Genomic DNA, 12,480 nt, shown 5'->3' with positions numbered 1-12,480 from the left:
TTCTGAGCATCCTGTTCAAAAAATGGCCAAAAGATGTGTATAACGATATGGCTTTAAGCGTGTGAAGTCTGGCAAGTGTGAGCTGCATAAGCAAGCAGCCAGACGACGACAGGACAGAAAGCGAGGAACGCGAAGAGAGAGAGGTTATACCCCACAGTGGGATAAGTACCGACTTATGTATTTGAAAGAACATCCGCTTTGTGTGATGTGTGAGAGCAAAGGGATTTATACCCCCGCGAAGATAGTGGATCACATTATCCCTATCGATGGTGGCAGTGATGTGCTGTTCTGGTGGAAGGATAACCATCAATCTTTGTGCCAAGGCTGCCATAACCGCAAAACTATTCAGCAAGATCCGATAGCTAAAGAGCAACGTCAAGCTGGCATGTTCCGTGAACAAGAAGAGAAGGCCGCCCATCGTAATGACTGGATACACGAGTATAACCTTAATGGCATTAAAAATAATTAGATCAAATGCTTATAAATATAAAATAGATAGGTGGGGGGAGTTTTGAGGACAAGGCCCCTACCTTGCTGGCACCGACCGCCTCCTCAAATTTTTATGCGCGGCAATTTTTTGAAATACAGAAATTTTATAGGAAACAGTAGATTATGAAGAGAGCACCTAAAGCCCCGGATTATCTCGACGAGATAGCCGCTACAGAGTGGAAAGCCAAAGCAAAATTCATGGCAGAACGAGGAGATTTGAACCCGGCTGACTGGAACAGTCTTGAGTTATATTGCGTCAACTATTCCATTTACCGTAAAGCGATAGCGGACATTGCTGAGCGTGGTTTTTCGGTTGAAGGCAGCCGTGGCGCGGAGTCCCGCAATCCATCGTTGGCAGCAAAGGCCGATGCCGAACGCATCATGATAAAAATGGCCTCCCTGCTGGGCTTTGACCCCGTATCTCGTCGCCGTAATCCGGTAGAAATTGAGGAAGAAGATGACATTGAGAAATTATTGAATGCCAGAAAATGCATGGCATAAATACGCCGAGGGGGTCAGAAATGGCAATATTCCCGCCTGTACGCGCCTGAAACAGACGGTTGACCGCTATGTTAACGACCTGAATAACCCCCTTTACCGCTTCGATACAGCGGCTGTAGGGCGCTTTATCGCGTTTTCCACCCTTTGCCCGCATGTTAAGGGGCCGCTTCGAGGCCAACCGATTCATCTTGCGCCGTGGCAGCAATTCGCCCTCGCCAATATCCTTGGCTTCAAGGATGCAGAGACGGGAAGGCGTAAGTATCGTAGCGCCTACATTCAAGTACCGCGCAAAAACGCTAAATCAACACTGGCGGCGATCTTGGCTAACTACTTTCTCGTGATGGAGCCGGGGCAGCACGATATCTACACGGCGGCGGTGAGCCGAGACCAAGCACGGATTGTGTTTGATGATGCTCGCCAGATGAGCCTAATTTCCCCAGCACTGAGAAAGCGGCTTACTATCCAGCAGCATAAACTGATTTACCCGAAATCAAATAGTCTGCTTAAGCCGCTGGCTGCCAAGGCCGCCACCATCGAGGGAACGAACCCAAGCCTCGCTATCGTGGATGAATACCACCTCCACCCGGATAACGCCGTTTATTCAGCCCTTGAGTTGGGTATGGGCGCACGTCCTGAGGGACTGCTGTTCGCTATCACCACCGCCGGAAGCAATGTGGTTTCCGCCTGTAAGCAGCACTACGACTACTGTTGCCAGATATTGGCGGGCGAAGAAACGAACGAATCCCTGTTTGCGCTGATTTATGAACTCGACGACGAAAACGAAGTGGACGACCCCCAGCAATGGGTAAAGGCCAATCCCAATCTGGGCGTATCCGTCGATAAGGCGGCGCTGGTTGACACCATACAGAAAGCGCGTGGCATCCCCTCGCAGTGGGTGGAGATGCTGACCAAGCGTTTTAATATCTGGTGCCAAGGAGCGACGCCGTGGATGGGAACGGGCGCATGGGACGCCTGTAAAGCCGACTACAGCGGCGAAGACCTCAAAGGGCGGGATTGCTATGCCGGACTGGATTTGTCCTCCACGGGCGATATAACCAGCGTGTGCTATGCCTTCCCCGGTGAAAATGAAATCTTGCTGCTCACTCGCCACTATCTACCAGAAGCGCAGCTTGAGAATATCGCCAACAAGAACCGGGCTATCTATCGCCAGTGGGCCAAAGCGGGCTGGATACGCACCACGAAGGGGGATTGCATCGACTATGACCGCATACGGGATGATATTCTCAAAGATAGTGAACGATTTAATATCCGGCTGATTGGCTTTGATACATGGAACGCTACCCACCTGAGAACCCAGCTACAGGGCGCGGGGCTGGATGTAGAGCCATTCCCCCAAACCTATATGCGATTCAGTCCAGTAGCGAAGTCTGCTGAGGTATTCGTTAACCGCCAGATTATCCGGCACAACGGGGATCCGGTGCTGGCATGGGCAATGGGAAATGTGGTGGTGGAGAGCGACGCTAACGCCAATATCAAGCCGAATAAGAAGAAGTCTGCCAACAAGATTGACCCTGCTATCGCGTTCCTGATGGCGTTCGGTACGCTACAGGCAGAGCATGAAGAGTTTGCCTACTCGTTGAGCGATGAGCAACAGAAACGGCTTGCAGAATTCAGCGGGGTGTGAGATTAAAGAAACTACATTTAGCTAAGGGAAAACAATGATGGGTGAATTTTCGGGAAAGGATTTGTATCAAATAAAGATTACATTAGTTGACAGTAAGCCGCTTATTTGGCGACGTTTGATTGTTCCGAAGATAATACCTCTTGATGAACTACACATGGTTATACAATTAGCTATGGGGTGGACAAATAGCCACATGTACGGATTTGAAAAAGGGAATTTGGTATATGGGATGATTATAGATGACCACGAAGAACCTTACTTACAAGATAGTACCGGTGTTCCTTTGAATAAACTCCTTCGTAAGAAAGGGGAAGAAATAGTTTATGTATACGACTTCGGAGACAACTGGGATCACTGCATTTTGCTTGAAGAATCATCATTGCCTGATCAGGAATTACCCCATCTCCCCATCTGTATAAAGGGAGCGGAAACTTGTCCGGCTGAAGACTCCGGTGGAGTTTGGGGGTACTACCAAAAGCTTGAAGACATTCAGGATGTTAACAATCCAGAGCGAGAAGAATTACACGAGTGGTTGATGGTTGACATAGCCGAACGAGCTTATGACCTTAAAATCATCAATCAGCGTTTGATTGATTTATATTCTTAACATGCGAATGGGGTATGTGCAGATAACCTATTGAATGTTAATGCCGATTGGAGATTTGTGCAGACCGGCGCCGGAATCCCTGTGTCGCTCAATATTTGTGCGTCAGCGTTACTGACTTGCAAAACGTCTCCATGAACCACGTCAATATTATTGCCTTGGTTACTCGGTGCAACGATTATTGCATCGCTCAAATTTTGTGCACCGCTAAAAGATACGCGCAAAATCAGTAATCCTTAGGTGCTTGCGCACAGATAACCTGTTGAATAATAATGCCTATTTCGGATTTGTGCAGCGACCTAACCGTGTGACTTAAAGTCACGTGGTTCAGAACTACAAAACTTTCGTAGTTCATAAAACAACCAACCTTCTGTAGAGCCTCCCAGAACCTACGAAAATTTCGTAGGTCGGAACATGCAACCTACACTTTCTGGGTAGGTCATCTATCAGATTGCTGGTAATTTACACCCCCCTGATTCGAGAGATGTCAGGACAACAACGCTACATTAATTTGGCATAACCAATTGATTTTATTTAATTACTCCGATTTAGGCTGATTACCTAACCCATTGATTTTGTTTAATTCCGTTGTTTCACCGGAATCATTGTCTGCATCAGTAGCCGTGATGTTTACCAAGCTCTTTTTTGAGCATCGCTTTACTTTAGCTATAGCATCAGGCGTAACGAAAATCGTTATACCCATATCGTTATACACATCTTTTGGCCATTTTTTGAACAGGATGCTCAGAACCCCGTGAATTAAGGCATTCAAGCCATCCCATTGGCTTTTTGAGGTTCAAAATGCCACTCTGAGATAAACCCGTAACTCATTGATTAAACAGTGCGTTAGAAAGATGTGTATAACGATATGCGTTATACCTTCCCGAAATGGTTAATTGATATAAGGGATTAGCAATTCAGCCAAGAAGAAAGCTTTTTCTCTGGCTGGCATGAGGAGTTTGGGCTACGTGCTGCCGGAAAGTGGCACAGTTGTTGGGTACACATGGTACAGTGATCTTGACCCACCATCTCCGGACAGCTTTTGTATCTTAAGTTAACGATGCCCGCTGGCGCCGATATTCTCTTGGGGAGTTGTATCCCAGCGCACTGTGCGGATGGTTTTCATTGTAATGATTGAACGCCGCTGCAAGATTCTTCAGCGCTGTTCGCACATCGGGTTTTGGCATGAAGGCGATGTAATCTTCCTTCATCGTCTTCACGAACCGTTCTGCCATGCCGTTACTCTGTGGACTGCTCACTGCTGTTGTGCAGGGCTCCAGATTCAGTTCTCTGGCGAACTTCCGCGTTTCATGCGCTGTGTACGCTGAACCATTATCCGTCAGCCATTGCACTGGTTTATCCGGCAGCGCGCTACCGAAGCGTTTTTCCACCGACCTCAGCATCACATCCTGCACGGTTGAACTGTCATAACCCCTGGTGCTCGCTGCCCAGTCTATGGCCTCCCGGTCGCAGCAGTCCAGTGCGAACGTCACCCGCAGCTTCTCGCCGTTGTCACAACCGAACTCGAAGCCATCTGAGCACCAGCGCATATCGCTCTCTGCTACCGCGATTTTGCCTTTATGCTCCCGCTTCGGACGTTCAGTTTTATCATGCAACAACAGCAGGTTATGCTCGCTCATTATCCTGTAAAGCCGTTTGGCGTTCACCGGTGGAAGTCCCTCTGCACGACGTTGCTTACGCAGGATACCCCACACTCGGCGGTAACCGTAACTGGGCATGTCGCTGATGATACGGAGGATGTCCGATAATATCTCAGCATCAGCTTCGTCATTACGCCGGTTGCTGCGCCTGTCCAGCCAGTCGGCAGAACGGTTAACCCGCAGTGACAGCTGCGCACGCGACACGCTCATGGCGCGGCTGACCAGAGCTATTCCCCGTCCTTTGGCAACAAGGGCGCGTGCGCTATCCATTTTCGCGACTGGCGGTACTCCACTGCTTCTTTGAGGATCTCAACTTCCATCGTCTTCTTACCCAGAAGGCGCTGTAGCTCCCGGACCTGCTTGAGGGCAGTCGCCAGCGCCGAAGCTGGAACCACTTCTTCTGCGGCCGCAACGGCGGTGAGGCTTCCTTCCTGGTATTGCTTCTTCCACTTAAACAAAAGGCTGGGCTGGATGCCATGCAGGCGGGCTACATGGGAGACGTTCATCCCCGGCTCCATTGTCTGCTGAATGATGGCGATTTTCTCTTGCGGAGTTTTACGCTTACGGACTTCTTGCCCTAACAGGATCCCGGTCATTTCAAAATTAGCATGATTGTTAGACATATATCTAAGCCTATCTCTTATCTGGAGATACAGCTACTGTCTGGTGTTACAGGGGGCTACATCAGGTACACATGGTACAGGCTGGTACAGCTTTGATACAGGTCAAAAAGCACCTGAACCATTGTAACATATTGATTAATAATTTAAAAATTCATTTGGTACAGGTGGTACAGGTAAAACGGCCTTTTTTCCCTGAAACGCGATTTCTGGACGAAATGGACGATGTGGAGAGCCGCCTATCCGTTATCCAGATCACTTAAGGAAAAGCCTCTTCTCTGGCTGGCCTACCTTCCCCGTCATCTGTGATTGGCACGTCCATTTTGCCGAAAAAGTTGTCTCTAGTTGCTCTAATGCTTGCACCGTTTTATCACGGGTTTTGAGTAACATTGAGTATAACAGGATGTCATTTTATATCTGACATTTAATATTAAGTAATTATTTTTATTTGTTATTTATTTTAATGTAGCTTTCATACAGGGCGTATAAGTGTGCGTAGGGTTGCTCACTGATGCGTTCGAGCCGGCTTAATTTTTCCCCCAACACCGTGCTTAATTCAGCCTTCAAATGTTCCATACGTTGCTAAACCTTGCTCCTGCTTCAGGATTCCGCGTGTCATCATGCGGTGGACCGCCGTCAATTTCTTCAATATAGATCAAATAAAGTGCCATCGGCAGGCGGTATGCCAGTTTTGGCGCAAGGCGAGAAGTGATGTCACAAGCAAGTGGGGGGATTAGATAAAAACATCACGTTCCCCTTCGTCATCCTCGGCGAAAGCCGGGGATCTCTGCGAGAATAAAGGCGTTTCTTCGCAAGAGATTCCTGCCTTCGCGGGAATGACGGTGGGGGCGTAGTAGCAAGCGTTACAGCATCGCCGCACGCACGCGCTGTAAATCTTCTGGCGTATCTACGCCGACGCTGGGCACAGCCTGCGCTACCGCGACATGGATTTTCTCGCCGTACCACAGCACACGCAACTGTTCGAGCAGTTCAATCTGCTCAAGGCTACTGGGTTGCCAGGTCACATAACGACGGATAAACCCTGCGCAATATGCGTAGATGCCAATATGGCGTAAGAAGTGGTCGCCAATCGTCTCCTTGTTTTGAGCAAAACGCTCGCGATCCCAAGGAATGGTGGCGCGGGAAAAATAGAGCGCATAACCCTGCGCATCCATCACCACTTTTACCGCATTGGGGTTAAACGCCTCTTCTGCAGTGGTGATAGGTACGGCTAACGTCGCCATCCCGGCCTGACACACGGCCAGATTATCCGCCACCTGACGAATAATCACCGGAGGAATCAAGGGTTCATCCCCTTGGACGTTAACGATGATTTCATCATCCGGGAATTGGTAACGTTCGATAACCTCTGCCAAACGTTCCGTACCAGAATGGTGATCGGGGCTAGTCAGACACACTTCCCCGCCAGCCAGTTCCACCGCACGTTGAACGTCAGGATGATCCGTCGCGACAATAACACGGCTGGCACCGGATTCCAGGGCGCGTTCCATCACATGCACCACCATCGGCTTACCGTTGATATCGGCCAGCGGCTTTCCCGGTAAGCGCGTCGAGGCATAGCGCGCAGGTATGATCGCATTATAACTCATTGTGTTATCTCATCGGCGGGAATTTTACGCGCTTCGTTTTCCAGCAGAACCGGAATACCATCACGTACCGGATAGGCCAAAGCATCCGCTTTACAAATCAGTTCCAGCTTCTCTTTGTTGTAGTACAGGCGTCCGTTGCATACCGGACAGGCAACGATCTCGAGTAAACGGTGATCCATGCATCCTCCATTAAAGGTGCTTACAAACAAAATAGGTAGCCACGTTACGCGCGCGGCGAAGGCAACAGTGACGTTATCTTATCCAGCAATAGCGATGCTCCAGGCTCGGCAAGTTGCGCATCTACCGGCACGTACCACCAGTTAGCCTGAGCGAAAGCGCGGCACTTCACCGCATCTTTTTCCGTCATCAGCAATGGCTGCTGATTATCCTCTGTCAGCGCTTGAATGGCTTCTGGCAAATAAGTTTGATGATCGGCAAACGTGACTTCGCGCACAACGTTTACGCCTTGAGCCCTTAGCGTGGCAAAAAATCGGGGCGGATGACCAATGCCCGCCATGGAGACACTTCCGGTCAACGTCGCCACCGGGCAGGTTTCCCCCGTGAGTACATTAATCGCGTCACCCGGTTGCAAATGCATGGCTATTTCGCCGGACTGGGATACGCCACCGTTAACCACAATGGCATCCACACTGCGCAAACGATCGGCCCGTTCACGCATCGGCCCGGCGGGCAGCCACCAGCCGTTACCAAAACGACGCTCACCGTCCACCACCACAATCTCGATATCCCGCGCCAGCGCATAGTGCTGCAAACCATCATCGGTGACAATCACATCAAGCGGCTGACGCGCCAGTAGCGCTTCAATGGCATCGCTCCGCACAGGGGATACCGCCACCGCAGCGCCCGTGCGCTGGTAAATCAGCACTGGCTCATCTCCCGCTTGCGCCGTAGATACCGAGGCATCAACCACCAGCGGATAGCGCTCCGCCTTGCCACCGTAGCCTCGCGATACCACGCCAACGCGATACCCTTGACGTTGCAGTTGCTCCACCAGCCAGACCACCAGCGGCGTTTTACCATTTCCCCCGGCGGTCAGGTTTCCCACAACCGCTACCGGGATAGGCGCGTGCCAGGCACGACGCCAGCCAGCACGGTAGCTATAGCGGATAACCTCCGTTATCAGTCCGTACAACATCGCCAAAGGGACCAGCAGCCAGTAGAGCCGCGATGCACCAGACCAGATGCGCGCTATCATTCGCCAAACTGCATTTTATGCAACTGTGCGTAAGCGCCATTTTTCGCCAGCAGCTCCGCGTGCGGCCCGCGTTCAATAATCTGCCCGTCCTCAACGACCAGAATCTCGTCAGCACTCTCGATGGTAGACAAACGGTGCGCAATCACCAACGCGGTACGATCTTTTTGCAGCTCATCCAGCGCAGCCTGAATCGCTCGTTCTGATTCGGTATCCAGTGCTGACGTGGCTTCATCCAGCACCAGCATCGGACAATCACGCAGTAATGCGCGTGCAATGGCGATACGCTGACGTTGCCCGCCAGAGAGCAATACGCCATTTTCACCGATAATCGTATCCAGTCCGTTATCCATTTTGCTAATAAAGTCCATCGCATGGGCCATTTTAGCTGCGCGCTCGATGTCTTCTCGCGAGTAGCGATCGCCGCAGGCATACGAGATATTATTAGCAATGGTGTCGTTAAACAGGTGCACGTGTTGCGACACTAGTGCGACCTGACGACGCAGCGAGGAGAGCGTATAGTCGCGCAGGTCATGCCCATCCAGCAGGATCTCGCCGGATTGAATGTCGTAAAAACGCGTGATCAGGTTGGCGATAGTGGACTTGCCGGAACCCGAACGCCCAACCAACGCCACCGTTTTACCCGGAGGAATGTGCAGACTGACATTCCTCAACGCCAATGTCTCTTTGGTCGGATAGGAAAAACTGACGTTGCGGAATTCCAAATCGCCTTCTGCCCTTTCCAGCACTCGCGTACCTTCGTCTTTCTCCTGCTCCATATCCAGAATGGCAAACAGCGTTTGGCAGGCTGCCATGCCGCGTTGAAACTGGGCATTGACGTTAGTTAACGATTTAAGCGGACGCATCAGGGCGATCATCGAGGAGAACACCACGGTAATGGTCCCGGCCGTCAGCGTATCCATCACACTCGGGAAGCTGGCGGCATAGAGCACAAATGCCAGCGCCAGAGACGCAATCAACTGGATAATCGGATCAGAAATCGCTGACGCCGAAACCATTTTCATGCCTTGGGTACGAATCCGGTTACTGACTTTATCAAAACGCGCCACTTCAACGTCCTGACCGCCGAAAATCAGCACTTCTTTATGGCCTTTCAGCATCTGCTCGGCGCTGGCCGTCACCTGCCCCATGGTGTTCTGAATATTTTTGCTGATATTACGAAAGCGTTTAGATACCACGCGGATCGCAATAGCCACGATGGGAGCGATAACAATCAGGATAATAGACAGTTGCCAACTGTAGTAAAACATCAGCACAAACAGACTGATAATCGATGCACCTTCACGCACCAACGTAATCAACGCGCCGGATGAGGACGAAGCCACCTGCTCAGAATCATAGGTAATGCGAGAGAGCAGCGTTCCCGTTGATTGCTGATCGAAGAAGCCTACGGGCATGCCCATGATGTGGCTGAACAAGCGACGGCGCATATGCATGACCACCTTCCCCGATACCCAAGAGACGCAGTAGGCGGACACATAACCGGTTACCCCGCGTACCAGCATCTGGCCCATCACCACCAGTGGCATCCACAGCAGAATGCTGCGATCGGTTTTCCCAAACCCTTCATCCAGCAAAGGTTTCAACAGCGAGAGCATCAGCGTGTCACCCGCCGCATTGATGATAAGCGCAATTGCCGCCGCGGCTAAGCCCGCCTTAAAGGGAGAAATCATCGGCCACAGGCGACGGAAGGTCTGCCAGGTGGAGAGATCTTTATCATTCAGCATGCATTAAACCTGAATTATTTATAAATAGCCGCTTATTCTACTCACTATCGCGCTTTACGCCAAACCACTGATGATACCAAAACGGCAATAGCCGCTCACGATAGGGTAAAACCCACCTCGTTATACACAAGTCCGCAACGCCTTATATGCCAAGGGTTAGCGGGCTGAAATAGGCAGCCAGTGGGGTTGTAAATGAAGTGAAACCGACGTGTACTATCGCCATTTACGGCGCTGAAAAATGACACGGGATTCAGATGGCTGGGCACACCAAGAACTGGAAGGGGTAAATCTTGGTGACACGAGGCTCAATAAGCGTGCCAAAGGGCTTTTGATACGGCTGGCTGAGAATCCGCAAGCCAGCATTCCGCATGCGTGCCTCGGATGGTCTGAGACGCTGGGTGCTTACCGCTTCATGGAGAACCAAGCATTCGAATGGCGAGACATTCTGCAACCTCACTGGCAGCGTACGCAGGAAAGGATCCGAGAACACGAGGTTGTGCTGTGTATCCAAGACACTACCGAGCTTGACTTCAACGGGCAGCAAATCCAAGGCTTGGGTCCCTTGAACTACGAAGCCAGGCGTGGTCTGTATCTGCATCCGACCTACGCGGTCAGTCCGGATCGCGTGGGGTTGGGCGTACTGGATGCGTGGATGTGGGCAAGAGAGCCGAAGGATGCAGACGGAAAACGCGATGGGCTCAAGGACATATCGTTATACACATCTTTTGGCCATTTTTTGAACAGGATGCTCAGAACCCCGTGAATTAAGGCATTCAAGCCATCCCATTGGCTTTTTGAGGTTCAAAATGCCACTCTGAGATAAACCCGTAACTCATTGATTAAACAGTGCGTTAGAAAGATGTGTATAACGATATGGGTAAAACCTGCCAGCGTTCGTTGAAAAAACGTACACTGATTTGTCCTGACTGCGCCATGTCTCCGCCCGGCCACTGGCTGCCTGTATCAAACAGGACTGCATGCCCCTCCTGTTCGATAACAACGGCTAATCCGTGCCCCACATCCAGCATATCCACTCGCCACTCCGGTTGCGGATCTGCAGCCCGTTGCAGTACCAGATACAGCACTAACGCCGCCACGCTAGCAGGATAGACCCGCCACCAGCCAAAGCGCCAGATAATGACACCGCACCACCCGAGTAGGCTCCAGGCAAGGTAATGTTCGTCAATCGTTATCCAACCGCGTTGCAGCGGCTTGAGCACCATGAACACCACATCCAACGATCGATCCGCCAGCCACCAAGTGCTGTAACTTAACGGGGGGAACGACGCCAGCGGCAGTGCTAACAACACCAAGGGCGTCGTAACAAAAGAAACCAGCGGTACGGACCAGATATTAGCCGGTAGGGATGTCAGGCTGATGCCCTTAAATATGCCCCATTGCAACGGCAGCAGCAGTAAAGTTATTCCACATTGCAAATGAGCCACACGCAGTAGCGCGCACTGCCACCCTTGTCGTAAACCATAAGGCAACGGAGCCCATTGAAACCAAAAAATCAGCCCGGCGACGGCGACACAAGAGAGCCAAAAGCTGTTGGACAGTACGATCATTGGCTCACTAAGAAAGTGATAAGTGGTTTTTAGACATGCATATGCTTTTCTTGTTCAGGACAATAATCATTAAAATACAGTATATTAGTTTAGATTGTTGTGTCTAAATAGCTGTTCCTAATACCGCTACACTTTTGCCTGTCCATGTTTTCCACTGGGAAACGGGCTGACGGTTTCCATGAAGCGGCGAACCTTGTTCAGTAATTGCCACATTGAACAGCATTGATGATTGCGGGTTATGGTCACCTCGTTATACACAAGTCCGCAACGCCTTATATGCCAAGGGTGAGCGGGCTGAAATAGGCAGCCGGTGGGGTTGTAAATGAAGTGAAACCAACGTGTACTATCGCCATTTACGGCGCTGAAAAATGACACGGGATTCAGATGGCTGGGCACACCAAGAACTGGAAGGGGTAAATCTTGGTGACACGAGGCTCAATAAGCGCGCCAAAGGGCTTTTGATACGGCTGGCTGAGAATCCGCAAGCCAGCATTCCGCATGCGTGCCTCGGATGGTCTGAGACGCTGGGTGCTTACCGCTTCATGGAGAACCAAGCATTCGAATGGCGAGACATTCTGCAACCTCACTGGCAGCGTACGCAGGAAAGGATCCGAGAACACGAGGTTGTGCTGTGTATCCAAGACACTACCGAGCTTGACTTCAACGGGCAGCAAATCCAAGGCTTGGGTCCCTTGAACTACGAAGCCAGGCGTGGTCTGTACCTGCATCCGACCTACGCGGTCAGTCCGGATCGCGTGGGGTTGGGCGTACTGGATGCGTGGATGTGGGCAAGAGAGCCGAAGGATGCAGACGGAAAACGC

10 protein-coding genes and 4 pseudogenes are annotated in these 12,480 nt (G+C 50.9%); 6 read left to right on the top strand and 8 right to left on the bottom strand.

Features of this window, described 5'->3' with window-relative positions; genetic code table 11:
* Positions 1 to 61: 61 nt before the first annotated feature.
* From ACWWJF_RS20175 to ACWWJF_RS20160, 4 genes are all read left to right on the top strand, one after another.
* Positions 62 to 469, top strand: coding sequence for an HNH endonuclease (locus ACWWJF_RS20175; RefSeq protein WP_455870435.1), 408 nt, complete (start codon positions 62 to 64; stop codon positions 467 to 469).
* 143 nt (positions 470 to 612) lie between these two features.
* Positions 613 to 990, top strand: a complete 378-nt coding sequence (locus ACWWJF_RS20170; protein ID WP_455869996.1) for a phage terminase small subunit P27 family — start codon at positions 613 to 615, stop codon at positions 988 to 990.
* Positions 968 to 2,635, top strand: a complete 1,668-nt coding sequence (locus tag ACWWJF_RS20165) for a terminase large subunit (protein ID WP_455870434.1) — start codon at positions 968 to 970, stop codon at positions 2,633 to 2,635. Before ACWWJF_RS20170 ends, ACWWJF_RS20165 begins: the two co-directional genes overlap by 23 nt.
* Positions 2,636 to 2,672: 37 nt before the next feature.
* A complete protein-coding gene (locus ACWWJF_RS20160) occupies positions 2,673 to 3,242 on the top strand; it encodes a plasmid pRiA4b ORF-3 family protein (protein WP_455870433.1) in 570 nt (189 codons plus the stop codon).
* Positions 3,243 to 3,777: 535 nt separating this feature from the next.
* Here the strand turns inward: ACWWJF_RS20160 and ACWWJF_RS20155 are convergent.
* From ACWWJF_RS20155 to msbA, 6 genes are all read right to left on the bottom strand, one after another.
* Positions 3,778 to 4,011, bottom strand: coding sequence for a hypothetical protein (locus tag ACWWJF_RS20155; RefSeq protein WP_455870432.1), 234 nt, complete (start codon positions 4,009 to 4,011; stop codon positions 3,778 to 3,780).
* A 277-nt stretch (positions 4,012 to 4,288) separates the two neighbouring features.
* Positions 4,289 to 5,496, bottom strand: a protein-coding gene (locus tag ACWWJF_RS20150) for an IS3 family transposase (RefSeq protein ID WP_455871153.1) whose coding sequence is annotated in 2 segments (ribosomal slippage) — positions 4,289 to 5,175 and positions 5,175 to 5,496 — 1,209 coding nt in all. Because the reading frame shifts where the segments join, the coding sequence is not laid out codon by codon here.
* 887 nt (positions 5,497 to 6,383) lie between these two features.
* Positions 6,384 to 7,130 carry a 3-deoxy-manno-octulosonate cytidylyltransferase gene (gene kdsB / locus ACWWJF_RS20145; protein ID WP_455870431.1) on the bottom strand — a complete coding sequence of 249 codons (747 nt, stop codon included), beginning with the start codon at positions 7,128 to 7,130 and terminating at the stop codon, positions 6,384 to 6,386.
* Positions 7,127 to 7,309 (bottom strand): Trm112 family protein, encoded by a 183-nt coding sequence (locus ACWWJF_RS20140; protein WP_291971880.1) that lies wholly within the window; start codon positions 7,307 to 7,309, stop codon positions 7,127 to 7,129. Before ACWWJF_RS20140 ends, kdsB begins: the two co-directional genes overlap by 4 nt.
* Positions 7,310 to 7,353: 44 nt before the next feature.
* Positions 7,354 to 8,346 (bottom strand): tetraacyldisaccharide 4'-kinase, encoded by a 993-nt coding sequence (gene lpxK, locus ACWWJF_RS20135; RefSeq protein ID WP_455870430.1) that lies wholly within the window; start codon positions 8,344 to 8,346, stop codon positions 7,354 to 7,356.
* Entirely contained in the window at positions 8,343 to 10,091 is a 1,749-nt protein-coding gene (msbA, locus tag ACWWJF_RS20130; protein WP_455870429.1) for a lipid A ABC transporter ATP-binding protein/permease MsbA, read from the bottom strand. Before msbA ends, lpxK begins: the two co-directional genes overlap by 4 nt.
* A 238-nt stretch (positions 10,092 to 10,329) precedes the next feature.
* Here msbA and ACWWJF_RS20125 point away from each other — a divergent pair.
* A pseudogene (locus tag ACWWJF_RS20125) lies at positions 10,330 to 10,797 on the top strand (IS4/Tn5 family transposase DNA-binding protein); the annotation flags it as partial.
* 145 nt (positions 10,798 to 10,942) lie between these two features.
* Here the strand turns inward: ACWWJF_RS20125 and ACWWJF_RS20120 are convergent.
* Positions 10,943 to 11,686: pseudogene (locus ACWWJF_RS20120) on the bottom strand (ComEC/Rec2 family competence protein); the annotation flags it as partial.
* A gap of 99 nt (positions 11,687 to 11,785) precedes the next feature.
* Positions 11,786 to 11,962: pseudogene (locus ACWWJF_RS20115) on the bottom strand (IS630 family transposase); the annotation flags it as partial.
* A 65-nt stretch (positions 11,963 to 12,027) separates the two neighbouring features.
* Here ACWWJF_RS20115 and ACWWJF_RS20110 point away from each other — a divergent pair.
* Positions 12,028 to 12,480 (top strand): annotated as a pseudogene (locus ACWWJF_RS20110) (IS4/Tn5 family transposase DNA-binding protein); the annotation flags it as partial.

The organism is Symbiopectobacterium sp. Eva_TO, assembly GCF_053848865.1.
This window is presented reverse-complemented; position numbering and strand designations above follow the sequence as displayed.

Bases quoted from the DNA above. Each gene is read 5' to 3' on its own strand.
- ACWWJF_RS20140 (WP_291971880.1), bottom strand. From the start codon at position 7,309: ATGGATCACCGTTTACTCGAGATCGTTGCCTGTCCGGTATGCAACGGA.
- ACWWJF_RS20170 (WP_455869996.1), top strand. From the start codon at position 613: ATGAAGAGAGCACCTAAAGCCCCGGATTATCTCGACGAGATAGCCGCT.
- kdsB (WP_455870431.1), bottom strand. From the start codon at position 7,130: ATGAGTTATAATGCGATCATACCTGCGCGCTATGCCTCGACGCGCTTA.
- ACWWJF_RS20160 (WP_455870433.1), top strand. From the start codon at position 2,673: ATGGGTGAATTTTCGGGAAAGGATTTGTATCAAATAAAGATTACATTA.
- msbA (WP_455870429.1), bottom strand. From the start codon at position 10,091: ATGCTGAATGATAAAGATCTCTCCACCTGGCAGACCTTCCGTCGCCTG.
- ACWWJF_RS20165 (WP_455870434.1), top strand. From the start codon at position 968: ATGCCAGAAAATGCATGGCATAAATACGCCGAGGGGGTCAGAAATGGC.
- lpxK (WP_455870430.1), bottom strand. From the start codon at position 8,346: ATGATAGCGCGCATCTGGTCTGGTGCATCGCGGCTCTACTGGCTGCTG.